Origin of the sequence: Cobetia sp. Ld8 (assembly GCF_045066615.1) — a bacterium.
Classification (GTDB): Bacteria; Pseudomonadota; Gammaproteobacteria; order Pseudomonadales; family Halomonadaceae; genus Cobetia; species Cobetia amphilecti.
In genome coordinates this window covers 759831-784531 of sequence record NZ_JBISHF010000008.1, presented here as the reverse complement: position 1 = coordinate 784531, position 24701 = coordinate 759831, and the positions used below count along the sequence as shown (strand labels likewise).

The 24701-nt window shown below is 64.8% G+C and carries 19 protein-coding genes; 14 read left to right on the top strand and 5 right to left on the bottom strand.

The genetic code is table 11. The features are described 5' to 3' along the window. The first annotated feature begins 5 nt into the window (after positions 1-5). Positions 6-1172: a phosphate ABC transporter permease PstA gene (gene pstA / locus ACJJV2_RS14320; RefSeq protein ID WP_043333976.1), complete on the top strand. Its 1167-nt coding sequence runs from the start codon at positions 6-8 to the stop codon at positions 1170-1172. Positions 1173-1253: 81 nt separating this feature from the next. Further along, a complete protein-coding gene (pstB, locus tag ACJJV2_RS14315; RefSeq protein WP_153635115.1) occupies positions 1254-2096 on the top strand; it encodes a phosphate ABC transporter ATP-binding protein PstB in 843 nt (280 codons plus the stop codon). 146 nt (positions 2097-2242) lie between these two features. Here pstB and ACJJV2_RS14310 read toward each other — a convergent pair whose 3' ends face one another. Then, positions 2243-3463, bottom strand: coding sequence for an acetyl-CoA C-acyltransferase (locus ACJJV2_RS14310; RefSeq protein WP_405281861.1), 1221 nt, complete (start codon positions 3461-3463; stop codon positions 2243-2245). 117 nt (positions 3464-3580) lie between these two features. Between ACJJV2_RS14310 and ACJJV2_RS14305 the strand changes: the two genes are divergently transcribed. The 5 genes from ACJJV2_RS14305 to ACJJV2_RS14285 all read left to right on the top strand — a co-directional run bounded on the left by ACJJV2_RS14305 (position 3581) and on the right by ACJJV2_RS14285 (position 10882). Further along, complete coding sequence (locus tag ACJJV2_RS14305; RefSeq protein ID WP_131431306.1) at positions 3581-4198, top strand: TetR/AcrR family transcriptional regulator; 618 nt, start codon at positions 3581-3583, stop codon at positions 4196-4198. 264 nt (positions 4199-4462) lie between these two features. Further along, positions 4463-6127: an AMP-binding protein gene (locus tag ACJJV2_RS14300; RefSeq protein WP_405282236.1), complete on the top strand. Its 1665-nt coding sequence runs from the start codon at positions 4463-4465 to the stop codon at positions 6125-6127. Between the two features lie 113 nt (positions 6128-6240). Continuing rightward, complete coding sequence (locus tag ACJJV2_RS14295) at positions 6241-7005, top strand: SDR family NAD(P)-dependent oxidoreductase (RefSeq protein ID WP_043333973.1); 765 nt, start codon at positions 6241-6243, stop codon at positions 7003-7005. Between the two features lie 432 nt (positions 7006-7437). After that, positions 7438-9249 (top strand): acyl-CoA dehydrogenase C-terminal domain-containing protein, encoded by a 1812-nt coding sequence (locus ACJJV2_RS14290; RefSeq protein WP_192838534.1) that lies wholly within the window; start codon positions 7438-7440, stop codon positions 9247-9249. Positions 9250-9661: 412 nt separating this feature from the next. Next, complete coding sequence (locus ACJJV2_RS14285) at positions 9662-10882, top strand: AI-2E family transporter (protein ID WP_405281857.1); 1221 nt, start codon at positions 9662-9664, stop codon at positions 10880-10882. A gap of 134 nt (positions 10883-11016) precedes the next feature. On the opposite strand, the gene trxA is transcribed toward ACJJV2_RS14285, so the two are convergent. Together trxA and ACJJV2_RS14275 are read right to left on the bottom strand one after the other, a co-directional pair. Continuing rightward, positions 11017-11340 carry a thioredoxin gene (gene trxA / locus ACJJV2_RS14280; protein WP_043333971.1) on the bottom strand — a complete coding sequence of 108 codons (324 nt, stop codon included), beginning with the start codon at positions 11338-11340 and terminating at the stop codon, positions 11017-11019. 250 nt (positions 11341-11590) lie between these two features. After that, positions 11591-12367, bottom strand: coding sequence for a sulfite exporter TauE/SafE family protein (locus ACJJV2_RS14275; RefSeq protein ID WP_043333970.1), 777 nt, complete (start codon positions 12365-12367; stop codon positions 11591-11593). 176 nt (positions 12368-12543) lie between these two features. Between ACJJV2_RS14275 and cysB the strand changes: the two genes are divergently transcribed. Further along, on the top strand, positions 12544-13515 hold the full coding sequence (gene cysB, locus ACJJV2_RS14270) for an HTH-type transcriptional regulator CysB (RefSeq protein WP_043333969.1): 972 nt from the start codon (positions 12544-12546) through the stop codon (positions 13513-13515). Between the two features lie 179 nt (positions 13516-13694). Here the strand turns inward: cysB and ACJJV2_RS14265 are convergent, their stop codons facing one another. Both ACJJV2_RS14265 and pabB read right to left on the bottom strand, forming a co-directional pair. Continuing rightward, on the bottom strand, positions 13695-14321 hold the full coding sequence (locus ACJJV2_RS14265; protein WP_107335490.1) for a phosphoadenosine phosphosulfate reductase family protein: 627 nt from the start codon (positions 14319-14321) through the stop codon (positions 13695-13697). Between the two features lie 215 nt (positions 14322-14536). Beyond that, positions 14537-15988, bottom strand: coding sequence for an aminodeoxychorismate synthase component I (gene pabB / locus ACJJV2_RS14260; RefSeq protein WP_405281850.1), 1452 nt, complete (start codon positions 15986-15988; stop codon positions 14537-14539). 243 nt (positions 15989-16231) lie between these two features. Here pabB and ACJJV2_RS14255 point away from each other — a divergent pair, with 243 nt between their 5' ends. The 6 genes from ACJJV2_RS14255 (at position 16232) to prpF (ending at position 24593) form a co-directional block, all read left to right on the top strand. Then, positions 16232-17104, top strand: coding sequence for an alpha/beta fold hydrolase (locus ACJJV2_RS14255; protein WP_405281847.1), 873 nt, complete (start codon positions 16232-16234; stop codon positions 17102-17104). 370 nt (positions 17105-17474) lie between these two features. Continuing rightward, positions 17475-18254 (top strand): GntR family transcriptional regulator, encoded by a 780-nt coding sequence (locus tag ACJJV2_RS14250; protein WP_043333965.1) that lies wholly within the window; start codon positions 17475-17477, stop codon positions 18252-18254. Positions 18255-18327: 73 nt separating this feature from the next. After that, positions 18328-19239 carry a methylisocitrate lyase gene (gene prpB / locus ACJJV2_RS14245; protein ID WP_043333964.1) on the top strand — a complete coding sequence of 304 codons (912 nt, stop codon included), beginning with the start codon at positions 18328-18330 and terminating at the stop codon, positions 19237-19239. A gap of 182 nt (positions 19240-19421) precedes the next feature. Continuing rightward, a complete protein-coding gene (gene prpC / locus ACJJV2_RS14240) occupies positions 19422-20564 on the top strand; it encodes a 2-methylcitrate synthase (RefSeq protein ID WP_216060043.1) in 1143 nt (380 codons plus the stop codon). A 67-nt stretch (positions 20565-20631) separates the two neighbouring features. Next, entirely contained in the window at positions 20632-23334 is a 2703-nt protein-coding gene (acnD, locus tag ACJJV2_RS14235; protein ID WP_405282234.1) for a Fe/S-dependent 2-methylisocitrate dehydratase AcnD, read from the top strand. Next, positions 23331-24593, top strand: a complete 1263-nt coding sequence (gene prpF / locus ACJJV2_RS14230) for a 2-methylaconitate cis-trans isomerase PrpF (RefSeq protein WP_405281842.1) — start codon at positions 23331-23333, stop codon at positions 24591-24593. The genes acnD and prpF overlap by 4 nt, the downstream gene beginning before the upstream one ends. The last annotated feature ends 108 nt before the right edge of the window (positions 24594-24701 follow it).

The window sequence follows — 24701 nt, the reverse complement described above, 5'->3', positions numbered from 1 at the left end:
TAGACATGAGCCATTCATTCGACGATATCTCGGCCCAGCTGAAGGGCCGTCATCGCCGCACCAAGCGCCTGAAATTCATGTCCATGGGCGCACTCGCCCTGGCCGCCACCTTCCTGGTGGTCTTCATCGGCGACATGGTCATGCGCGGCTATCCGGCCTTCCAGCAGGCAGAACTGCACGTGCCGGTCACCTACAGCGAGCAGTCGCAGGAAATCCCGCTGGCAGCGGTGGAAGAAGACGTGCGTGACCTGGTCAGCCGCGGCTGGCTGCGCCAGCTGCCACGCGACATGGCCGCTGACGCCAGCCTGATGGGTCAGACGATCGACCGTTGGGTGATCGCCGATGATCAGGTCGATCAGTACCTCAAGGGCCACAAGTCACACCTGAAGCCCAAGCAGACCGCCGTGCTGGACCGCATGATCGAGAACGGCACGGCCGAGCTAAAGTTCAACATCAACTTCTTCACCACCGGTGACTCGAAGCTGCCGGAATACGCCGGTATCTGGTCGGCCGCGATGGGTACGATCCTGACACTGCTGGTCACGCTGGCCTTCGCCTTCCCGGTCGGCGTGCTGACGGCGGTCTATCTGGAGGAGTTCGCTCCGGACAACCGCTTCACCCAGGCTATCGAGATCAACATCAACAACCTGGCGGCGGTGCCGTCGATCCTGTTCGGTCTGCTGGGTCTGGCGATCTTCATCAACTTCTTCGGCATGCCGCGTTCCTCCCCGCTGGTCGGTGGTCTGACGCTGGGTCTGATGACCTTGCCGGTGATCATCATCACCACGCGCTCGGCGCTGCGCAGCGTACCGGACACCATTCGTCAGGCCGCCTTCGGCGTCGGCTGCTCCCGCTGGCAGGTGGTGCGTGACCACGTACTGCCGCTGTCACTGCCGGGGATCCTGACCGGTTCCATCATCGGCCTGGCACAGGCGATGGGCGAGACCGCGCCGTTGATCATCGTCGGCATGGTGGCCTTCATTCCGGATGCGCCGACCGCCATCACCCAGGCTGCCACCGTGCTGCCGGCCCAGATATTCACCTGGGCGGGCGAGCCGGAGCAGGCCTATGTTGAACGTACTGCGGCGGGCATCCTGGTGCTGCTGTCAGTGCTGATCCTACTCAATGCCGCAGCCGTGATGCTGCGCAAGAAATTCGAGCGTCGCTGGTAGGCAGTTGCGAGGCGGCCCGCCGATTGGCCGGTCGCCTTCCACCCTTAGCCCTGGCCCACGACTCATCAAGGAATACGAGACATGAACAGCACCGTCGCCACTCCCGCCAAGCCTGCCGCCGCCACTCGTCCCGGTAGCCCGGTCGTCATCAACGAAGATGCCAACCACGAGCTGGCCATTCGCGTGGAAGACCTCAACCTGTGGTACGGCGAGAAGCAGGCGTTGAAGAACATCAACATTGATGTCTTCCAGAAGAACGTCACCGCCCTGATCGGCCCGTCCGGTTGTGGCAAGTCGACCTTCCTGCGCTGCCTGAACCGCATGAATGACTTGATCCGCAGCGTGCGCATCGAAGGTCTGGTCGAGATGGATGGCCGTGACGTCAACGCGCGCAACATGGATGAAGTGGCATTGCGTCGTCGCGTCGGCATGGTGTTCCAGAAGCCGAACCCGTTCCCCAAGTCCATCTACGACAACATCGCCTACGCGCCGACCATGCACGACCTGGTCAGCCGTCGCGCCGACAAGGATGATCTGGTCGAGAGCGCGCTGCGTGATGCGGGTCTGTGGGAAGAAGTGAAGGACATTCTCGACCAGCCGGGCACCTCGCTGTCCGGTGGTCAGCAGCAGCGTCTGTGCATCGCGCGTGCCATCGCGGTCAAGCCGGACGTCATCCTGATGGATGAGCCGACCTCGGCACTCGACCCGATCTCCACCGCGACAATCGAAGACCTGATGGACAAGCTGAAGACCCAGTTCTCCATCGTCACCGTGACGCACAACATGCAGCAGGCGGCACGTGTCGCCGATTACACCGCCTTCTTCCACATGGGTGAGCTGGTGGAGTACAACGACACCAAGACCATGTTCTCCAACCCGAATACCAAGAAGGCCGAGGACTACATCACCGGTCGCTATGGCTAAGCGGCGTCAGTGTCAGGGCTCGGAAGGCTGAGCCCCTGATCGCTTCCTGAGAGCATTGCAGGCCGCACGACGACACGAGGCCCGGATCAATGATCCGGGCCTCGTGTCGTTTCAAGCATCAGGTTGGCTCAGTGTCTGCTGGCGGATCAGCCTTCCAGTTCGACGGCGATCGCGGTGGCCTCACCGCCGCCGATGCACAGCGCCGCGATGCCGCGCTTCTTGCCGCGGCGTTCCAGCGCGTTGATCAGGGTGACGATGATGCGCGAGCCGGTGGAGCCCACCGGGTGCCCCTGGGCGCAGGCGCCACCGAAGACATTGACCTTGTCATGCGGGATGTCGTGGGCATCCATCGCCAACAGGGTGACCACCGCGAAGGCCTCGTTGATCTCGAACAGGTCGACGTCTTCCGTGGTCCACTCCAGGCGCTTCATCAGCGTGTCGATGGCCCCGATGGGCGCCAGCGTGAATTCGCTGGGGTGCTGGGAGTGGGTGCTGTGACCGAGGATACGCGCCTTGACGGCCAGCCCGCGCCGTTCGGCTTCATCACGGCGCGTCAGCACCAGTGCCGAGGCGCCATCGGAGATGGAGCTGGCATTGGCGGCGGTGATGGTGCCGTCCTTGGCGAAGGCCGGGCGCAGGGTGGGAATCTTGTCGAGATTGGCCTGGAAGGGCTGCTCATCCTGCTCGACCACGCTCTCGCCCTTGCGACTCTTGACCGTGACGGCGGCGATTTCCGGCGCGATGTCACCCGACTCGGTCGCCGTCATGGCGCGCCTGAGCGATTCGATGGCGAAGTCGTCCATGCGCTGGCGATCGTAGCCGCGGGCATCGGCCACTTCCTGGGCGAACACACCCATCAGCTTGCCGGTCTCGGCGTCTTCCAGCCCATCGAAGAACATGTGGTCCTTCAGCTCGCCATGGCCGAGGCGATAGCCGCCCCGCGCCTGGGTGAGCAGATGCGGGGCGTTGGACATCGATTCCATCCCGCCGGCCAGCATGATGCGGTTGGTACCTGCGCGAATCAGGTCATGCGCCAGCATGGTGGCCTTCATGCCGGAACCGCATAGCTTGTTGATGGTGGTGGCGCCGATACTGTCCGGCACGCCGGCCTGACGCATGGCCTGCCGCGCCGGGCCCTGCTTGACGCCGGCGGGCAGCACGCAGCCGAAGATGCCCTCGTCGACATCGGCAGGCGTGAGGCCAGCGCGTTCGATGGCCGCCTTGATGGCCACGGCGGCGAGCTGGGGTGCGCTCAGCGTCGAGAGTGAGCCCTTGAGGCCACCCATCGGCGTGCGGGCACCGGCGAGAATCACGATGTCATCGGCGCTGGCGGCGGGGCTTGGCGTAATGCGGGAAGCGGTCGTCATGACGGTCTCCTGTGTCTTGTTATTGGAAGATCGAGTCGTGCAGTCGGCGTTGTGATCACTGCGTGGCTATGCTTTGATCCATTCAATCCCATAAACCAAGCAAGCGCTAGTTATACGATGAATGTAGCCACCGCCTCACCCCGTCGCAAGGAGCTGGTCCGTATCGCTGCCCGCCTGTTCGTCGAGGAGGGTTTCGATCGCACCACCGTCCGCATGCTGGCCCAGGAAATGGGCATCAAGTCCGGCAGTCTCTTCCATCACTTCGCCGACAAGCAGGAAATTCTGTGCGCCGTGATCGAAGAGGGCATGTTCAGTGCGCTGGCCATCGCCCGTGAGCATCTGGCGCGCTGCGAGCCGTGCCAGGCAAGCGAAGTGACCGCCTCGGCGGCGTCGCAGCAGCAGGCGCGTGAGCGACTGCTGGCCCTGGCGCGTGCACATCTGGACACGCTGCTCACCGACCGCAATGCCCATGTGGTCGCGCTCTATGAGTGGCGGCGGCTGGAGGGCCCGGCGCGCGAGCATCTCGTCCAGCTGCGCGATGACTACGAAGACCTGTGGCGTGACGCCATCGCCTCCGCCGTGGCCGCAGGGCTGCTCAAGGGCGATGCCGCGCTGCTGCGCCAGTTCATGCTCGGCGCGCTCAACTGGACGGTACGCTGGTATCGCCCCGAGGGAGAGCGTTCCCCCGATGAGCTGGCCGAGGCGCTGGTCGACAGCCTGTGTCGTCTGCCCTGAGCGAACGTGGGTTACACGGCGTCTGCTACACGGCCTCTGCTACGCAGCGTCTGCAACTTTTGGCCAGTCGAGCGTCACAATGCTTGCCGCCCGACAGGCTTGTCGCTAACTTGACGTTTACGTTAACTGTAGATGGCTGGCGCCCAGTCATCTCACTTCGCCCCGGAGCACCACTCAGGAGCCAGTCACGCCATGACGCCAAGCGATACAACAACAAACCGCACGTCACGCGCCGCCTCTGCTGCATCTGCGAATTCACCCGCCATGCAACCCGCCGCCAGCCAGACGCTGAGCGATTATCTGGCCGCCTTCGATATCCAGGCACTGCGCGATGAATTGTTCACTACGCCGCTCGACGGCGAGGGCGAGCTCGGCAATGCCTATGAGGCGTGCGTCGGGCGTCATCTGCGCGCCGGGCAGGGCGATCGTATCGCGCTGGTCCACGAAGACGAACAGGGCCGGGTGCGTGAGCTGAGTTACGCACAGCTCGATGAGCAGAGCGCGCGGATGGCGGCTGCCTTGAAGGCACAGGGCGTGATGGCGGGGCAGCGGGTCGCCTGCATGCTGTCGCGTACACCGGAGCTGATGATCACGCTGGCCGCGACCTGGCGGCTGGGCGCCGTCTATCAGCCGCTGTTCACCGCCTTCGGCACCGATGCGCTCGACTATCGCCTGTCGCGCGCCGAGACGCAGATCGTGATCACCGAGACGAGCCAGCGCAGCAAGTTCACTGAGCTTGCTCGCCATCCCGTGATCATCTGCGTGCGCGGTGAGGGAGACGCGCTGGAGGCGGGCGATCTCGACTGGCAGACATTGATGCAGAGCGAGCCACTGACCGAGCCGCCGGTGTGGCTTCCGGCGGAGGCGCCCTTCCTGCAGATGTTCACCTCCGGCACGGTCGGCAAGCCCAAGGGCGTGGCGGTGGCGCTGAATGCGCTGCCTGCCTTCTGGCTCTATCAACGCCTGGCGGTGGACCTGCGCCCCGGCGAGCGCTTCTGGAACATGGCCGACCCCGGCTGGGCCTACGGCCTCTACTACGCCATCACCGGCCCGCTGTTGCTGGGTGCCACCACCTACTTCATGCAGGCGCCGTTCAGTGCAGAAGGCGGGCTGGCCTTCATGGAGCGTCACCGCATCGACAATTTCGCGGCCGCGCCCACGGCCTATCGCATGCTCAAGGCCTCCGGGCTTGGCGAAGGCGCCTTCGAGCGCCTGAACCTGCGGGTCGCAAGCTCCGCCGGCGAGCCCCTCAACACCGAGGTGGTGAGCTGGGTCGCGCGGGAGCTGGGCTGTGCGGTGATGGACCATTACGGCCAGACCGAGACCGGCATGACCTGCTGCAATCATCACGCGCTGGCCCATGAGGTCGTGGTCGGCAGTGTCGGCTTCCCGCTGCCCGGCTATCGACTCGCCGTGCTCGACGCCGAGTATCGTGAGCTGCCGCCGGGCGAGCCGGGTGTGCTGGCGGTGGATATCGCCCGCTCTCCCGCGCACTTCTTCGCCGGCTACACCTGGCAGGAGAAGCAGCCCTGCGTCGAGGGTTATTACCTGACTGGAGATGTGGTGGTGGCAGAGCCCGATGGCCGCTTCACCTTCGCCGGGCGTGATGACGACATCATCACCACCGCGGGCTATCGCGTCGGCCCGGCGGATGTCGAGAACGCTGTGCTGGTGCATCCGGCGGTGGCGGAATCGGCGGCGGTCGGCAAGCCGGATGCGCTGCGTGGCGAGATCATCAAGGCCTATGTGGTGCTGCGCGATGGCCATGTCGGCAGTGACGAGCTGGCGGAGGAAATTCGCGCCAGCGTACGTCAGCGACTCTCGGCGCATAGCTATCCCCGCGAGATCGACTTCGTCGACAGCCTGCCCAAGACGCCGTCGGGCAAGATCCAGCGTTTCCTGCTGCGGGCACAGGCGCGCGCGAGCTGAACACCGAGCCATACATACGGCTCTCAGGCATGGTCGGCTATCCGACGGGGCTTGTGTGTCGCCACCTGCCTCTCATCATCTTTCCTGCCATCACCTTTCGGGAGACTCGTTTCATGAAGATCGCCGACCACTGCTTTCTGATCACCGGCGCAGCATCCGGCCTCGGGGCCGCCACGGCCTCACGTATCGTCGCGGCCGGCGGCCAGGTGGTGCTGGCGGACCTTGCCGAGGCCGCACGTGAACAGGCCGATTCACTGGGGGAGGCGGCACGCTTCTGTCATTGCGACATCACCGACAGTGCCAGTGTCGAGGCCGCGCTGGATGTCGCGGAGCAGACCTTCGGTGCCATTCATGGGGTGATCCACTGTGCCGGCGTGGTGAGCGTCGCCAAGCTGGTGGACCGTGACGGCGAGCCTGCTCCGCTTGAGGGCTTCGAGAAGACGCTGGCGATCAACCTGAGCGGCACCTTCAACGTGGCGCGCCTGACGGCGGCACGCATGGCGCGCAATGCCGCCGAGGGCGAGGACGGCGAGCGGGGCATCATTCTCAATACCGCCTCGGTCGCGGCCTTCGATGGCCAGGTGGGGCAGTGTGCCTATAGCGCCTCCAAGGCCGGGGTCGCCGGCATGACGCTGCCGATGGCGCGCGAGCTGGCACGCCATGGCATTCGCGTGATGGCGATCGCGCCCGGCGTGTTCGAGACACCGATGATGGCCGGCATCCCGGAGCCGGCTCGCGAGGCGCTGTGCGAGGCTGTGCCGTTTCCCAAGCGTCTGGGCAAGCCCGATGAGTTCGCGCGTCTGGCCGAGCACATCATCACCAACAGCATGCTCAACGGGGAGGTGATCCGCCTCGATGGCAGCATTCGCATGGCCTGAGGCTGGCGGGTAAGGCCTTTATCGTCTGGATCGGGCTCTCTGGATCGGCTCTGGGGAGAGAGCACGGTACACAAGGAATCTTGCAGGACAGGTTATCTCTGGGGGAGATATTGCTCGACCGCGGCTGCGGTCGGGCTTTTTTGTGTCTGTTTTTTGTGTCTGTTTTTTGTGTCTGCCGTGCGCGAGGGCGGCCTGGAGACAGGGCTTGCCACCAATGTCGCAGGCCAGAAATCAAACGACCGCTTGACGGTATGGCGAAGGAGGCGTTAGTTTCAAACACATGTTTGATAGTGTTGCGTCAGACCTGTTCGCCGCCAGCGACTCGCTTCTTCATTGCTCGAGTGAGTGTTGCGCCGCCTGACAAGCGTCCTGCCGCCACCTGTCGTTGTTCAGGTCAGCGCCGCCGCGTCGCGACGGCTCAAGGAGTAAAGCATGCCGGACTATCAGGCGCCGTTGCGCGACATCCGCTTCGTGATGAATGAGCTGCTCGACTATCCCGCGCACTATGCCAGCCTGCCGGGTGGCGATGAGGCCAGCGACGATATCGTGACTGCCATCCTCGAGGAGGGCGCACGCTTCGCGCACGAGGTGCTGACGCCGCTGAACCAGTCGGGCGATCGCGAGGGCTGTACCTTCGAGGGCGGCGAGGTCAAGGCGCCGAGCGGCTTCAAGGCTGCCTATCAGCAGTATGTCGAGGGTGGCTGGCCGAGTCTGGCTGCCTCACCGGAGCATGGTGGTCAGGGGCTGCCGCCGTCACTGGCGATGGTGCTCTCGGAAATGGTCGCTTCCGCCAACCTGTCGTGGGGCATGTATCCGGGCCTGTCGCATGGCGCGATGAATGCACTCGAGCATCACGGCAGCGAGGTGCTCAAGCAGACCTATCTGACCAAGCTGGTCGAAGGCAGCTGGACCGGCACCATGTGCCTGACCGAACCGCATTGCGGCACGGACCTGGGCCTGATCAAGACCCGCGCCGTGCCGCTGGATGACAGCGATGGCAGCAAGGGCTACCGCATCAGCGGCACCAAGATCTTCATCTCGGCCGGTGAGCACGATCTTTCCGAGAACATCGTGCACCTGGTGCTGGCCAAGCTGCCGGATGCTCCGGAAGGCTCGCGTGGCATCTCGCTGTTCGTGGTGCCCAAGTTCCTGCCCGACGCCAATGGCGAGGCCGGTGAGCGCAACGGCGTCAGCTGTGGCTCCATCGAGCACAAGATGGGCATTCACGGCAACGCGACCTGCGTGATGAACTTCGACTCCGCCACAGGCTATCTGGTCGGCCCGCCGCACAAGGGGCTGGCCTGCATGTTCACCATGATGAATGCCGCACGTCTCGGGGTGGGGATCCAGGGCGTGGCGCTGGCCGAGGCAAGCTTCCAGAATGCGCTGAGCTATGCGCGTGACCGTCTGCAGATGCGTGCCCTGTCTGGCGCCAAGGCGCCTGAGAAGGCAGCCGACCCGATCATCGTGCATCCGGACGTGCGCCGCATGCTGCTGACCCAGAAGGCCATCGCCGAGGGTGGGCGCATGCTGGTGATGTACGCCGCCCAGTTCAATGACATCGTCGAGAACGCCCCGGACAGTGAAGACAAGGCGCGTGCCGATACCTTGCTCGGCCTGCTGACGCCCATCGTCAAGGCCTTCCTGACCGAGACCGGCTTCGAGGCGACCAATCACGGCGTGCAGGTCTATGGCGGCCACGGCTTCATTCAGGAATGGGGCATGGAGCAGTTCGTGCGCGATGCGCGCATCACCCTGCTCTATGAAGGCACCACCGGTATCCAGGCGCTGGACCTGCTGGGCCGCAAGATCCTGATGAGCCAGGGCGAATCGCTCAAGGTCTTCACCAAGGAGATCCACAAGTTCTGTCAGGCCAGCGAAGGCAGCGAGTTTGCCAATCCGCTCGCCGAGCTCAACCGCGAATGGGGCGAGCTGACCATGGCGGTAGGCATGGGCGCGATGCAGGACCGCGAAGCGGTCGGCGCGGCCAGTGTCGATTATCTGATGTATGCCGGCTACGTCACGCTGGGCTACCTGTGGGCGCGGGCCGGTGAGACGGCCAGGGCCGCGCTGGCGGCCGGCGAAGGGGACGCTGCCTTCTATCAGGCCAAGCTGGATACCGCGCGCTTCTACTTCCAGCGCATCCTGCCGCGCACGCAAGGCCATGCCGCGATGATTCGCGCCGGTGGCGAGACGCTGATGGCGCCGACGGTGGAAGGCTTCGGCAGCGGCTTCGAGATCTGATGACGTTTCAAGCCTGACAGCAGTTTCAAGCCTGACAGCAGCTTCAAGGCTCAGCAGTTCGATGTATCGGCAACAGTCGTGTCTTATGCCTCCAGTCAGTGCGCTCTGACTCGGTACCCTTGGGGAGACTTCGGTCTCCCCATTTTTTGTGCGTCTTGAGGGAGGCGCAGGTTTTCCCCGACACGAGCAATCAATCTCGTTTCAGTCTTGGCTTGTGACAGGCATGCGCCCAAGATAGGCGCATCGAAGTCTGTCCCGAGCAACCCGCGGGGCAACGACGCGCAAGTACTTATGGCATGTACTGATGGCAAGTACTGATGGCAAGCACTGACAGGATAGGTGGCGCAGGATGCACGCGAACGATACGCCTGACGAAAGATCGCGACACGAGGAAGTGCCGCCCGAGACGCAGATGGCTGACGCGCAAGCGCCTGACGATAGCGTTGGCGAGCCACGTAGCGTCAGTGAGGGCACTTCCATCGAGGAGGCCGTGACACGCATGCAGGTGCCACGCGACGAGCGTCAGCAGGAGGCGCTCGAACGCTCCGGAGGTTCTCGCCACGCGCCCAACGTGCGCCGCGCGCTGGAGATTCACCCCTTGCTGGTCGGCATGGCCGCGGTGGTCATCATCATCGGCGGCCTCAAGCTGGCGGCGGACCTGGTAGTCCCGCTGCTGCTGGCGGTGTTTGTCGCTGCGGTCTGCGACGCGCCGGTGCGCTGGCTGGCCCGTCACGGTATCGGGCAACGCTTCGGGGTGCCGATCGTCATCCTGACGGTCTGTGTGCTGTTCTCGTCGCTGACGGCGCTGCTGGTCTCGCGCTTCACCCTGTTCAGCGATGAGATGCCCAAGCTTGAGGAGAGCTTGCGCGAACAGTATCAGAGCATGCTGGAATGGCTGGCGGACAGCGGCGTATCCATCGCGCCGGCCCGTTTCAGCGAGCTGGTCGATCCGGCCTCGTTGACCCAGTGGGTGCCGAACCTGCTGACCGGGCTGGGGGGGCTTCTGTCCTCGAGCGTCATCATCGTGCTGACGGCCACCTTCCTGCTCTATGAGGCATTGTCACTGCGCGACAAGCTGGTCAGCACGCTGCGCAGCCCGCATGTCAGTCTGCGCCGCTTCACGCTGTTCTCGCTGACGCTGCGCCGCTATCTGGCGGTCAAGACCTTGATCAGCCTCGTGACCGGGGGACTGGTCGCGATCAGCTGTCTGGTGCTCGATGTGGAGTTCGCCTTCCTGTGGGCCACGCTGGCCTTCTGCCTCAACTACATCCCCAACATCGGCTCGGCGCTGGCCGCGGTGCCTGCGGTGTTGCTGACGCTGGTGATGCCGGAGGGTGGCGCGGTCAAGGCGTTGATGCTGGGCGGCTGTTACCTGGCGATCAACTTCATTCTCGGCAACTTGATCGAACCGCGCGTGATGGGGCGCACCCTGGGGCTGTCGACGCTGGCCGCCTTCCTGTCGCTGGTGGTGTGGGGCTGGGTGTTCGGGCCGGTGGGCATGCTGTTGTCGGTGCCGATCACCATGACGCTCAAGATCGCCTTCGACTCGCATCCGGGCACGCGCTGGGCGGCGCGCCTGCTGGGCCCCTCCGTGCGCAGGATACGCCGTCGTCGACGCATGGCGGAGGAATGACCCGCGGGCCAGCTCTGCGTGGATGACCCATTGCCTGAATGCCAAAGGCCCCGTCACGCTGTGCGTGACGGGGCCTTTGGTTATCGAATCAGTGCGCGGTGACTGGCGGGGCAGTCACCTGTCAGCAAGTCGACTCAGAGGTTCTGCTCGATGAACTGGCTCAGCTGACCCTTGGACTGGGCACCGACCAGAGAGGCGACCTTGGCGCCGGACTTGAACAGGATCACGGTCGGCACGCCACGCACGCCTTGCTCGGCAGCGATTTCCGGCGCGTCATCGACATTGACGTTGACGATCTTCAGGCCTTCGCCTTTCTCGTTGGCGACTTCTTCGACGACCGGCGCCATCATCTTGCACGGACCACACCACGGGGCCCAGAACTTCAGCAGGACCGGGGCTTCAGCGTTGAGAACTTCCTGTTCGAAGTTGGCGCCGGTGACATCGACGTGATTGGACATCTTGTTTCTCCAGGGGATTCGTTTCGCTGTCTGCGGCATTGCCGGACATGCAGGCTGCGTCCGATGGTAGCGCCACTTTGCATCACTGACAAATGGGCATTGTCCATCGGCTCAATAGCACGGGGTTATGATCGCTAGTGTTTTTATAGCTGTTTTATTGGTTTGAGGGAATAGCAACGGGGCAGGCAATGTGGATTGCCTGCCCCGACTTTGGTATTGCCTGTGTGAAGGATCCCGCAGCAAGGAGAGCTCAGAAGAAGGCGTAACGGATGCCAAGCCCCAGCAGCAGTGTCGTCAGCAGGCCCTGCAGCAGGCCGCTGGGCATGTGGCGTGTCAGGCGTGCGCCCAGGCTGATGGCGGGCAGTGAGCCGACCAGCAATGCGCCGAGCAACAGGAAGTCGACGTTGCCCAACCACAGGTGGCCCAGTCCCGCGACCAGGGTCAGCGGTACCGCATGAGCGATATCGGTGCCGACGATGCGCGCGGTGCTCAACAGCGGGAACAGCATGATCAGCACGGCAGCACCGAAGGCGCCGGCCCCCACGGAGGATAGGGTGACGCACACACCGAGCACGATGCCTGACAGTACGGTCAGCGGTGCCGCGTGGCGTACGATGAAGCTTTCCGGGCTGATCAGCCCCAGCAGGCGCTTCTTGAACAGCAGCACGCCGGCGGTGAGGATCAACATCACGCCCAGCATGCCCTTGATCAGGCCCGCGTAGGCGGTGGGGTCAGTGAAGAAGGTATGCAGGACCGCAATCGTCAACAGCGCCGCCGGCAGCGAGCCGATGGCCAGGCGTCGGGCGATGGTCCAGTCCACATGGCCCTGGCGATGGTGCGCGAAGGCGCCGCCCGCCTTGGTAATGGAGGCATAGAGCAGGTCGGTGCCCACGGCGATGTGCGGCGGGAAGCCGAACATCAACAATAGGGGCGTCATCAGCGAGCCGCCGCCCACGCCAGTGACACCGACCGCGAAACCCACTCCGGCGCCTGCCAGCACGTATAGCAGCAGTTGTGTGACTTCCATCCCTACCTACCCCCTTGTCAGGTTACTGTCGCCAATCTACTCTTGAGCGTATATTCCCGAAAGGAATCATTGTTCATGATTTTATCGCCCGATCATCTTAGCAAGGTGACCGGCCATGTCCGGGCCACTGTCACGCCGCGTCGCGTCGATGGTGCTTCTCAGGAGAGTGAAGCCGCATGAAACTCCAGCAGTTGCGTTATATCTGGGAAGTCACCCGCCACAACCTGAACGTGTCCGCCACCGCGCAAAGTCTGTATACCTCCCAGCCGGGCATTTCCAAGCAGATTCGTCTGCTGGAAGATGAGCTTGGCGTCGAAATCTTCGCACGCAGTGGCAAGCACCTGACGCGAGTGACCCCGGCCGGCGAGTCCATCGTCGAGCTGGCAAGCCAGGTGCTGCGAACGGTGGAGAACATCAAGCACGTCGCCCAGGAGCACAGTGACGACCGTCGCGGCAGCCTGTCGATCGCCACCACGCACACCCAGGCGCGTTATGCCTTGCCGCCGGTGATCGCCGATTTCACGCGCAAGTACCCGGATGTCGCGCTGCACATGCAGCAGGGCACGCCGAAGCAGATCGCCAACATGGTCAGTGAGGGGCAGGCCGACTTCGCCATCTGCACCGAGTCGCTGGAGCTGTTCAACGACCTCATCCTGCTGCCGTGCTATCGCTGGAACCGCTGTGTGCTGGTGCCCAAGGATCACCCGCTGGCCAATGGCGAGGAACTGACCCTCGAGTCGCTGGCCAGTTATGCGCTGGTCACCTACACCTACGGCTTCACCGGCCGCAGCCAGCTGGACGATGCCTTCAAGTCCCACGGCCTGGCGCCCAACGTGGTGTTGACCGCCTCGGACGCCGATGTCATCAAGACCTATGTGCGTCTCGGCATGGGCATCGGCATCGTCGCGCACATGGCGGTGGACGAGGTGGCCGACGAGGACCTGGTCGCGCTGGACGCCACGCATCTGTTCGAGAGCTCCACGACCAAGATCGGCATCCGTCGCGGCACCTTCATGCGCAGCTACATGTTCGAATTCGTCGAGCGCTTCGCGCCGCACCTGACGCGCGAGCGTGTCGAAGCGGCACTGGCCGCCGGCCCGCGCCACGAGCACGAGATCTTCCACGACATCGAGCTGCCGGTGCGCTGAGTGCCGGTTGGCTGAGTGTCGGTGGACTGAGTGCCGGTTGGCTGAGTGTCGGTGGACAGCCCCGGTGAACTAAGTCCCGCTCGCCTGATCTGTCATAGCGCAGATGAAAAAGCCCGCCTCCTGAGAGGCGGGCTTTTTGCTGGCTGGGCGGCCCGAGCGCACAGCGTCAACCACAGGGCTCAGTGTGCCAGGTGCAGGCCACACTCGCGGTTGTCTTCCGCCTTGGTCGGGTCGACGTAGTCGAACTCGTTGGGCAGGTCGTGGGCGACCAGGTACTCGTGCATCTGCTTGGATGACCAGTTGAGTACCGGGGCGACCTTGATCAGGCCATCGCCGTTCAGCGAGACCGGCTGCATGCCGGCACGGAAGGCGGTGTCACTGGCGCGCACGGCGGTGAACCACATCTCGGGGTTCAGCTCGCGCAGCGCACGTTCGAACGGTTCGAGCTTCACTTCATGGGTGAAGGCTTCGTGGCGCGGGTCATCGATATGCGGGGTGAGGCCATCGACGGCTTCACGGTGGGCACGCGTGCGCTGCGGCAGATAGATGATGCGGTTCAGGTTCAGCTTGCGCGTCACCTCATCGGCGAAGCGATAGGTGGCATCGGTGTTGTAGCCGTTGTCCATCCACACGATCGGGATGTCAGGACGGAAGCGCGTCACCATGTGCAGGATCACCGCCTCGAAGGGACGGAAATTCGTGGTGCAGATGGCGTGCTTGTCCAGCGACAGGGCCCAGCGGGTCAGGGCTTCCGGGTCGTTGCCGAATTCGGCATTGATGCGGGCGAGATCGAAGGTATCGGACATGAGGAGTCTCCAGAACGAGGGCACGTCCGATGGAGCGGGGCGCAGGGCTGATCAATGGCCAGCAAAGACCATCAGCAGAGGCGGGTAGCGCTCAAGGAGACGTGCAGGAATGCGCCTACCCTATCAAAGGCAGGCACTGCTTCCCCAATACGAATTCGTTCGAACGTTATATGCCATCGAGTTATGGCGCTCATGACGCCTTATAACGCCGCCTGTCAGCCAAGCGCTTCCATCAGGCGCTGAATCTTGGCCAGGCTCTCGCGGTATTCGGCCTCTTCCTCGGAATCGGCGACCAGACCGCCGCCGCCCCACAGATGCACCTGGCCCTCGGCGATCACCGCCGTGCGGATCGCGATGGAGGTATCCATGTGGCCGCGGATATCCAGATAGCCGAGGCTGCCGCAATAGGCGCTGCGGCGCACCGGCTCCAGCTCCTCGATGATCTGCATGGCGCGGATCTTGGGCGCGCCGGTGATGGAGCCGCCGGGGAAGGCGGCGCCGAGCAGATCCAGCGCATCGCGTCCTTCATCCAGGGTGCTGGTGATGGTGCTGACGGAATGGTGCACGTTGGCGTAGCTCTCCAGCGCGCACAGTGAGGGCACCTTGACGCTGCCGGGCGCGGAGACGCGGCCCAGGTCGTTGCGCAGCAGGTCGACGATCATCACGTTTTCGGCGCGGTCCTTGGGGCTTTCCAGCAGCTCGGCGGCAAGCCGGGCGTCCTCTTCCGGCGTCGCGCCACGTGCGCGGGTGCCCTTGATCGGCTTGGTTTCGACCGCGCGATGATTGACCTCGACGAAGCGCTCCGGCGAGACGGAGACGATCGCCATCTCCTCGCCCTTGGCGTCCTGCCAGCTCAGATAGCCGGCGTAGGGTGTCGGCGTGGCTTGACGCAGGCGCAGGTAGGCATCCCAGCTGTCGCCACTGCAGTCGGCGGAGAAGCGCTGGGTCAGGTTGATCTGATAGCAGTCACCGGCATGCAGATACTCCATCACCTGGCGGAAGCGTTCGCCGTAGCCCGCGCGGTCCAGCAGCGGCGCGAAGGGGGTGTCGAGGGCGAAGTCGGCGCTGCGCGGCGCCGGTTGCTCCAGCCACTCAAGCACCTGTCGGCGCCGTTGGGGCGAGGCGATCAGCCAGCTCTGCTGGCGCTGATGGTCACTGATCAATGCCCAGTCATACAGACCGAGACGCGCCCAGGGCAGCGTGATGTCGTCCTCTGTCGTGGCGGGCAGGTCTTCCAGCGCGCGCCCGAAGTCGTAGCTCCAGTAGCCCAGCAGGCCGGCGATGAACGGCAGGTCCTCGGCGCTCAGGTCATGCCGGGCGAGCTCTTCGCCTGCCAGCGTCTGCGGCAGCAGGGTCAGCAGCTGGCGCTGGGCCTCGATCACCGGCAGGCGGGCGAGGCGCTCCAGCGCTTCACTGAACTGGCTCAGGTCACGCATCGACTCCGGCAGCGGGCCAGTGAGCTTGCCGCCGTGTGGGCCTTGCTCCAGCACGGCCAGCGGGTCGCTGCTGATGATGTCGAAGCGGCCACCGGCCAGCGACGGCTGGCCGCTGTCGAGCAGCACGGCGTCGGGACGTGAGCGCAGGCGTGCGAAGCGCGACAGCGTGGAGGCTTCATCCTCGGCGGCGAGGGCGTAGGGCAGGGCGTTGATTTCGAGCGAGATGGTCATGACAGCTTCCGTTGGCGGACAGGGCATTCTAGGCATCCGAAGGCGTTTTGTCCGCCCATGCGTGCGGATTCCGGTGAGGGGCTGGCCTTGTCGGCTTGCCGTTCTCCCGTGCGCTGATTAAGGTGCCTGCCTCTGAACGCCCTGCGCCGTCATCGATGACTGCCATGACGCGCGTGCTGACGTTCGCCCAGCCCTCTTGCCCAGTCTCTTGCCCAGCCCCTGGCACCCCACCGGAGCCCCTGCATGCATCCCGAGTTCGAACATGGCCAACATCTGCTGTCACGTCCCGATCAGAACATCTTCTGGCAGCGTCTCAAGCGGCATGACGCCCAGGGCGGGCGTCGACTGCTGATGCTGCACGGCGCGGGCGTGGCCGGCACGCTGACCTGGGCACCGCTGGTCGGGCATCTCACGGCCCATGATGAGCTGATCATCCCGGACCTGCGTGGCATGGGGCAGACGCTGGCGCCGCAGGGTGGCGAGCCTCCTTTCACCCTCGAGCAGGTGGTCGAGGACGTGATGGCGTTGATCGAGACCCAGCGCATCACGCATTTCGACCTGATCGGCTACAGCTTCGGCGGACTGGTCGCCATGCGTCTCGTCCAGCGTCTGCGCGCCGAGCGCCCGGAGGTGAAGGTCGGCGACATCAGTCTGCTGGAGCCGGCACTGCTGGAGCGCGAATGCCACGCCACCATGCTCAAGGTGCGTGACGGCTATGCCGAGGCGGCGCGCGCCATGCGCGAAGCCTCAAGCCCCGAGGCGGGCATCACCGCCTTCCTCGACCTCATCTCGCCGCATCGCACGCGCAACCCGCGCGCCGAGCGCATGATGGTAGCGCGACTGGCGCATCGCCATCTGGGCTTCGCCAATGCGCTGGACTGTGTCACGCATGCCGTGCGCGAGATCGACCGCGAGGCGCTGCTGGCCGACGTGCTGGCCTCAGGCAGCGAGGTGCGCAGCCTGGTCGGCGGCAAGAGCCCGCAGACCCTGCGCGACTATCACAGCCTGCTGGCCGAGCGTCATGCGGGCTGGCAATCGCTGGAAATCCCCGGCACCGATCATTCGCTGCCTTTCCAGAAACCCCGCCGCATCGGCGCGGAGCTCAGCTTCGCATAAAACGCGTGATTGTCGACAAGCCGACCGATGAGCGGTCTGGCATTGAGACTCAAGACGCCCCGTCAGCCTGTGCTGGCGGGGCGTCTTTCGTCTCGGCCGCTACCGGCTGGCGTGCCTCTGTCCTGGTGACGCGGGAAGACTGGCATGGCGGCGTCTCAGGCGGTTCGTCCTTGTTCTGGCAGCCGTTTATCCAGCGCATGCCAGCTCTCTTACGCCAAAGGTGTAGAGGATTTGGCGGATTGCATCTTGACCCACTCAGGCTCGCTGGCTAGTCTGGCAGTCATTGAATGATTGTCGACAATGGTGCTGAAAGTCCCTCATCGCCATTGTCCTGTCTCAGCCCCTTGCCCAGCCGGATTGCCTGACCGCCATGACCACCGATGCCTTTCACAATGCCACCACCGCTCGAAGCCTCGCGCGCGGCGCCACTGCCGAGCAGGCAGGCCACACCGCCTCCGCCAGTGCTCCGACGCCTGAGGTGCGCACCCTGGCCGAGCGCGTCTTCCACCAGCTGCAGGACGCCATCGTGCGCGGCGAGCTGGCACCGGGCAGCAAGATCACCGAGCCGGGGTTGGCGCAGGCCTATGGCATCTCGCGTGGCCCGCTGCGCGAGGCGATGCGTCGCCTCGAGGTCCATCGCCTGATCGAGCGCGTGCCCCACGTCGGTGCGCGGGTGGTCAAGCTCTCGATGACCGAGCTGCTGGAGCTGTTCGACGTACGTGAGGCGCTGGAGAGCATGGCCGCGCGTCTGGCGGCGCGGCACATGACGCAGGAGGAGGTCACGCGGCTGCGCAGCGTGCTCAAGACCCACGAGCAGCAGTCGGACCTCAAGACCGGCACCGCCTACTTCCAGAAGGAAGGCGATCTCGACTTCCACTATCAGATCGTCCTCGGCAGCCATAACCACATGTTGATGACGATTCTCTGCGACGACCTCTACTACCTGGTGCGCATGTATCGCACCCAGTTCAGCGCCAGTGGCTCGCGTCCGCAGAAGGCCTTCGTCGAGCACCACCGTATCGTCGATGCCATCGAGGCCGGCGACGAGGAGCTGGCGGAGCTGCTGATGCGGCGCCACGTCAGCGCCTCGCGGGAGAACGTCGCCCGCCGCTATGCCGCCACGCTCAAGGAAGAGCAGGGCGAGGAGTGAACTGCCACACCGCTTGCGACCGGATCACCACCAACAATTCCAACCCCGTCATGGGCCCAGCCCGGGAGATGTCATGTCACGCCATCTGAGTTCCACCGCCTTGCCAAGCCCCGGCGCCCGCTTCCGCGCGGCGCTGGAAGCCAATCGTCCGCTGCCCATCGTCGGCACCATCAATGCCTATACCGCCATCATGGCCGAGCGCGTCGGGCATCAGGCGATCTACCTGTCCGGTGGCGGCGTGGCCAACGCCTCCTACGGGCTGCCGGACCTGGGCATGACCAGCATGAATGACGTGCTGGAAGACGCGCGTCGCATCACCGCCGCCAGCGAGCTGCCGCTGCTGGTGGACATCGACACCGGCTGGGGCGGCGCCTTCAACATCGCGCGCACCATTCAGGAGATGGAGCGTGCCGGCGTGGCTGCCGTGCACCTGGAAGACCAGGTCGCCCAGAAGCGCTGCGGACATCGTCCCAACAAGGCCATCGTCTCCAGCCAGGAAATGGTCGACCGCATCAAGGCGGCCGCCGATGCCCGTCGTGATGACGACTTCTATCTGATCGCGCGTACCGATGCCTTCCAGAAGGAAGGGCTCGAGGCCGCCGTGGCGCGTGCCAATGCCTGTGTCGAGGCCGGGGCGGACGCCATCTTCGCCGAGGCGGTGCATACCCTCGAGGACTACCGTGCCTTCTGCGAGGGCGTCGACGCGCCGATTCTGGCCAACATCACCGAATTCGGCGCCACGCCGCTGTTCAATCAGCGCGAGCTGGGCGATGTCGGCTGCCGGATGGTGCTCTATCCGCTGTCCGCCTTCCGCGCCATGAACGCCGCCGCCCTCAAGGTCTACCAGAATATCCACGACAAGGGTGACCAGAAGGACGTGGTCGACGACATGCAGACCCGCATGGAGCTCTACGACTTCCTCGATTACCACACCTTCGAGCAGAAGCTGGACACCCTGTTCGAGGCCGAAAGCCGCAAGGATTGATGCCAGACGCTCGAGACGGGCGCCATGTCTCGTATCAGGAGGCCACTGGCTTCACGGGCCGGCACTTCCGGCCCGACCGTTTCTCCCTCGCTGGCAAACGCCTGGCCGGCGAGGGGCTTGACGCTTTATGCCCTACAAGAAAAAGAACAACTCAATGACGTCACTGCCAAGGAGATCGCGCCATGTCAGATACCACCGCTACCCCGAGCCCTAGTGCCTCCAGCGGCCTGCGCGGCCAGAGTGCCGGCGAGACCGCCCTGTGCACCGTCGGCCAGACCGGCTCCGGCCTTCGCTATCGCGGCTACGATCTGGAGGATCTCGCCGCCCACGCAAGCTTTGAAGAAGTCGCCTATCTGCTGCTCAAGGGCAAGCTGCCCAATCGTTCGGAGCTGGACGCCTACATCACGCGCCTCAAGGGCCTGCGTGGCCTGCCGGATGCCCTGAAGGCGGTACTGGAGCAGATTCCGGCCAGTGCCCACCCGATGGACGTGATGCGCACCGGTTGCTCGATGCTCGGCAATCTGGAGACCGAAGAGAGCTTCGATGAGCAGTCCGACCAGGCCGACCGCATGCTGGCCGTGTTCCCGTCGATCATCAATTACTGGTATCGCTTCAGCCATGATGGCGTGCGCATCGACACCGAGACCGATGACGACTCCATCGGCGCGCACTTCCTGCACCTTTTGCACGGTGAGGCCCCCAGTGAGCTGCATGCCGCGGTGATGAATACCTCGCTGATCCTCTATGCCGAGCACGAATTCAATGCCTCGACCTTCACCGCGCGTGTCTGCGCCTCGACGCTCTCCGATCTGCATTCCTGCGTGACCGGGGCCATCGGCTCGCTGCGCGGACCGCTGCATGGCGGTGCCAACGAGGCGGCGATGGCGATGATCGAGCACTGGCGCTCACCGGAGGAAGCCGAGCGCGAGATTCTCGGCATGCTGGAACGTCGCGAGAAGATCATGGGCTTCGGCCACGCCATCTACCGTGAACGTGACCCGCGCAACGCCATCATCAAGGAGTGGTCACGCAAGCTGTCCGAGGATGTGGGCGACACTCAGCTCTACGCCGTTTCCGAGCGCGTCGAAGCCGTGATGTGGCGCGAGAAGAAGCTGTTCTGCAATGCCGACTTCTTCCACGCCAGCGCCTATCACTTCATGGGCATTCCCACCAAGTTGTTCACGCCGATCTTCGTCTGTTCACGCCTGACCGGCTGGGCGGCGCATGTCTTCGAGCAACGCGCCAACAATCGCATCATCCGCCCGAGCGCCGATTACACCGGCCCGGAGCATTGCGACTGGCTGCCCATCGAGCAGCGCGACTGACCCTTTCCTCGGCCAGTCAGCGTGCTGGCCGATCGTTTTCTTGACCGCCTGATGAGTCCGGATGCCCATGAATACCGAGTATCGCAAACCCCTGCCTGGCACGGCGTCACCGGGTACCCCGGTCGACTACTTCGATGCGCGTGCCGCCGTGGAAGACATCGCCCCCGGCGCCTACGCCGGTCTGCCCTATACCTCACGCGTACTGGCCGAGAACCTGGTGCGTCGCTGCCCGCCGGATCAGCTGCGTGACAGCCTCGTGCAATTGATCGAACGGCGGCGTGATCTCGATTTTCCGTGGTATCCCGCGCGTGTCGTGTGCCATGACATCCTCGGTCAGACCGCGCTGGTCGACCTGGCCGGCCTGCGCGATGCCATCGCCGAGCGCGGCGGAGACCCGGCCAAGGTCAATCCGGTGGTGCCGACCCAGTTGATCGTCGACCACTCGCTGGCGGTGGAGCACGCCGGCTTCGACAAGGACGCCTTCGCCAAGAACCGCGCCATCGAGGAGCGTCGCAACGAGGACCGCTTCCACTTCATCGACTGGACGCGTCAGGCCTTCGAGAACATCGACGTGATTCCGCCGGGCAACGGCATCATGCACCAGATCAATCTGGAGCGGATGTCGCCGGTGATCGAGTCGCGCGCCGATGAGAAGGGCCATCAGGTCGCCTTCCCGGATACCCTGGTGGGCACCGACAGCCACACACCGCATGTCGATGCGCTGGGCGTGATCGCCGTCGGCGTCGGTGGGCTCGAGGCCGAGAGCGTGATGCTGGGGCGTGCCTCCTACATGCGTCTGCCGGACATCATCGGCGTGCGCCTCACCGGGCGTCCGCAGCCGGGCATCACCGCCACCGACATCGTGCTGGCGTTGACCGAATTCCTGCGCGCCGAGAAGGTCGTCTCCTCCTATCTGGAATTCTTCGGCGAAGGCGCGGCCAGCCTGACCCTGGGCGATCGCGCCACCATCTCCAACATGACGCCGGAGTACGGCGCCACGGCGGCGATGTTCTACATCGACCAGCAGACGCTGGACTATCTGACGCTGACCGGGCGTGAGCCGGATAACATCGCGCTGGTCGAGCGCTACGCGCGTGAGACCGGGCTTTGGGCCGACGAGAGCGGCCATATCGAAGGCGCGGTGGAATATGAGCGCGAGCTGACCTTCGACCTGTCCTCGGTGGTGCGCACCCTGGCGGGCCCCTCCAATCCGCACAGTCGCGTGCCGACCAGCGAGCTGGCCGCGCGTGGCATCTCCGGGGTGATCGAGCATGAGCAGGACGAGGACGGGCGCGACCTGATGCCGGATGGCGCGGTGATCATCGCCGCCATCACCAGCTGCACCAACACCTCGAATCCGCGCAACGTCATCGCCGCCGGCCTGCTGGCCAGACGCGCCAATGCGCTGGGCCTGACGCGCAAGCCGTGGGTCAAGACCTCGCTGGCGCCGGGCTCCAAGGCCGTGCAGCTGTATCTGGAAGAGGCGGAACTGCTGCCGGAACTCGAACAGCTCGGCTTCGGCATCGTCGGCTTCGCCTGCACCACCTGCAATGGCATGAGCGGTGCGCTGGACCCGGCGATCCAGCAGGAAATCGTCGAGCGTGATCTCTATTCCACCGCGGTGCTGTCCGGCAACCGCAACTTCGATGGCCGTATCCACCCCTACGCCAAGCAGGCCTTCCTGGCCTCGCCGCCGCTGGTGGTCGCCTACGCCATCGCCGGCACCATCCGCTTCGACATCGAGAAGGATGTTCTCGGACATGCGCCGGACGGCTCGCCGATCATGCTCAAGGACCTGTGGCCGAGCGACGAGGAGATCGATGCCATCGTCGGCTCCAGCGTCAAGCCGGACCACTTCCGTCAGGTCTATATCCCGATGTTCGAGGCCCGCCAGGATCGCGACGACACGACCAGCCCGCTCTACGACTGGCGCGAGATGAGCACCTACATCCGTCGTCCGCCGTACTGGGAAGGCGGCCTGGCCAGCGCACCGACGCTCAAGGGCATGCGGGCACTGGCGGTGCTGGGGGACAACATCACCACCGATCACCTGTCGCCCTCCAATGCCATCATGGCCAGCAGTGCGGCGGGTGAGTATCTGGCCGCGATGGGCCTGCCGGAGGAGGACTTCAATTCCTACGCCACTCACCGCGGCGATCATCTCACCGCGCAGCGGGCCACCTTCGCCAATCCCAAGCTGATCAACGAGATGGCCGTGGTGGAAGGGGCGGGCGGCAAGCGCGAGGTCAAGCAGGGCTCGCTCACGCGCCTGGAGCCGGAAGGCAAAGTGGTGCGCATGTGGGAGGCCATCGAGGCCTACATGCAGCGCAAGCAGCCGTTGATCATCATCGCGGGCGCGGATTACGGCCAGGGCTCGTCGCGTGACTGGGCGGCCAAGGGCGTGCGGCTGGCGGGCGTCGAGGCCATCGTCGCGGAAGGTTTCGAGCGTATCCACCGCACCAATCTGGTCGGCATGGGCGTGATGCCGCTGCAGTTCGCCGCCGGTACCACGCGCAAGACGCTGGCGCTGGATGGCAGCGAGATCTACGCCGTCGAAGGCGAGCCGGCACCGGGGGCAGAACTCACGCTGGTGATCGAGCGCACCGCCGGTGACAAGGCAGGCAAGCTCGAGCGCGTGCCGGTCACCTGCCGCCTCGATACCCGTGAGGAAGTCTCCATCTACTCGGCGGGCGGTGTTCTGCAGCGCTTCGCCGAAGACTTTTTGAGCTCCCAGGTACCGGGCGAGCCGGCGGCGGAGGTGACGGCATGAGCCAGCAGGCACAGCTCAGGATCCCCGCCACCTATCTGCGTGGCGGCACCAGCAAGGGCGTGTTCTTCCTGCGCGATGAGCTGCCGGAAGCGGCGCAGGTGCCGGGCCCGGCGCGTGATGCCCTGCTGCTGCGCGTGATCGGCAGCCCCGACCCCTACGCCAAGCAGATCGACGGCATGGGGGGCGCGACCTCCAGCACCAGCAAGACGGTGATCATCAGTCGCAGCGAACAGCCGGACCACGACGTCGACTATCTGTTCGGTCAGGTCTCCATCGACTCGCCCTTCGTCGATTGGAGCGGCAACTGCGGCAATCTCTCGGCGGCGGTCGGGCCCTTCGCCATCGAGAAGGGCCTGGTGCCGGCCGAGCGCCTGCCGCGTGATGGCATCGCCGAGGTGCGTATCTGGCAGGCCAACATCGCCAAGACCATCATCGCGCGGGTGCCGATGTGCGAGGGGCGCGTCCAGGAAACCGGCGACTTCGCCCTGGATGGCGTGACCTTCCCGGCCGCCGAAGTTGCGGTCGCCTTCCGCGACCCCGCCGCCGGCGAGGGCAGCATGTTCCCCACCGGCAATGTGGTCGATACGCTGGAAGTGCCGGAATCGGTGGTCGTGGGCGGGCGAATCCAGGCGACCCTGATCAATGCCGGCATCCCGACCATCTTCGTCGCTGCCCGCGATCTCGGCTATCAGGGCACCGAGCTGCAGGAGGCGATCAACGCGGATGGCGAGGCCCTCGCGCGCCTCGAGACATTGCGCGCCCACGGCGCACTGCGCATGGGACTGATCCAGGAGCTGGGCGAGGCCGCCAGACGTCAGCACACCCCCAAGGTCGCCTTCGTGGCGCCGCCGGTGGATCACGTCGTCTCCAGTGGTCGCGAGATCAAGGCCGACGAGATCGACGTGCTGATTCGCGCCGTATCGATGGGCAAGCTGCACCACGCCATGATGGGCACCGCGGCCGTCGCCATCGCCGCGGCGGCTGCGGTACCCGGCACGCTGGTCAATCTTGCCGCCGCTGGCGGGGCCGAGGCCGAATCTGGGCAGAATGGCACCGCGCGTGACTCGGTGTGCTTCGGACATCCCTCCGGCACGCTCAGGGTCGGCGCGAGTGCCCATCGTCAGTCACCCTCGGGTCAGGTCAGTGACGGCCAGCAAGGCGAGGGCGAATGGACCGTCAGTGAGGCCGTGATGAGTCGCAGCGCGCGTATCCTGATGGAAGGCTGGGTACGGGTGCCGGCGGAGACCTTGATGCGCTAGCGCCGGTATTGGCAGGCGATGGTCTATTGTCAATATATCCCTCTTGATATCCCTCCTGCGGCATCTCGATGAAAGCCGGCCTGGCATGCATGTGCAGAGGGTCGGCTT

What these genes read in the sequence shown, in the direction of transcription:
- pstA (WP_043333976.1), top strand. Translation starts at nt 6, where the DNA reads ATGAGCCATTCATTCGACGATATCTCGGCCCAGCTGAAGGGCCGTCAT.
- pstB (WP_153635115.1), top strand. Translation starts at nt 1,254, where the DNA reads ATGAACAGCACCGTCGCCACTCCCGCCAAGCCTGCCGCCGCCACTCGT.
- ACJJV2_RS14310 (WP_405281861.1), bottom strand. Translation starts at nt 3,463, where the DNA reads ATGACGACCGCTTCCCGCATTACGCCAAGCCCCGCCGCCAGCGCCGAT.
- ACJJV2_RS14305 (WP_131431306.1), top strand. Translation starts at nt 3,581, where the DNA reads ATGAATGTAGCCACCGCCTCACCCCGTCGCAAGGAGCTGGTCCGTATC.
- ACJJV2_RS14300 (WP_405282236.1), top strand. Translation starts at nt 4,463, where the DNA reads ATGCAACCCGCCGCCAGCCAGACGCTGAGCGATTATCTGGCCGCCTTC.
- ACJJV2_RS14295 (WP_043333973.1), top strand. Translation starts at nt 6,241, where the DNA reads ATGAAGATCGCCGACCACTGCTTTCTGATCACCGGCGCAGCATCCGGC.
- ACJJV2_RS14290 (WP_192838534.1), top strand. Translation starts at nt 7,438, where the DNA reads ATGCCGGACTATCAGGCGCCGTTGCGCGACATCCGCTTCGTGATGAAT.
- ACJJV2_RS14285 (WP_405281857.1), top strand. Translation starts at nt 9,662, where the DNA reads ATGGCTGACGCGCAAGCGCCTGACGATAGCGTTGGCGAGCCACGTAGC.
- trxA (WP_043333971.1), bottom strand. Translation starts at nt 11,340, where the DNA reads ATGTCCAATCACGTCGATGTCACCGGCGCCAACTTCGAACAGGAAGTT.
- ACJJV2_RS14275 (WP_043333970.1), bottom strand. Translation starts at nt 12,367, where the DNA reads ATGGAAGTCACACAACTGCTGCTATACGTGCTGGCAGGCGCCGGAGTG.
- cysB (WP_043333969.1), top strand. Translation starts at nt 12,544, where the DNA reads ATGAAACTCCAGCAGTTGCGTTATATCTGGGAAGTCACCCGCCACAAC.
- ACJJV2_RS14265 (WP_107335490.1), bottom strand. Translation starts at nt 14,321, where the DNA reads ATGTCCGATACCTTCGATCTCGCCCGCATCAATGCCGAATTCGGCAAC.
- pabB (WP_405281850.1), bottom strand. Translation starts at nt 15,988, where the DNA reads ATGACCATCTCGCTCGAAATCAACGCCCTGCCCTACGCCCTCGCCGCC.
- ACJJV2_RS14255 (WP_405281847.1), top strand. Translation starts at nt 16,232, where the DNA reads ATGCATCCCGAGTTCGAACATGGCCAACATCTGCTGTCACGTCCCGAT.
- ACJJV2_RS14250 (WP_043333965.1), top strand. Translation starts at nt 17,475, where the DNA reads ATGACCACCGATGCCTTTCACAATGCCACCACCGCTCGAAGCCTCGCG.
- prpB (WP_043333964.1), top strand. Translation starts at nt 18,328, where the DNA reads ATGTCACGCCATCTGAGTTCCACCGCCTTGCCAAGCCCCGGCGCCCGC.
- prpC (WP_216060043.1), top strand. Translation starts at nt 19,422, where the DNA reads ATGTCAGATACCACCGCTACCCCGAGCCCTAGTGCCTCCAGCGGCCTG.
- acnD (WP_405282234.1), top strand. Translation starts at nt 20,632, where the DNA reads ATGAATACCGAGTATCGCAAACCCCTGCCTGGCACGGCGTCACCGGGT.
- prpF (WP_405281842.1), top strand. Translation starts at nt 23,331, where the DNA reads ATGAGCCAGCAGGCACAGCTCAGGATCCCCGCCACCTATCTGCGTGGC.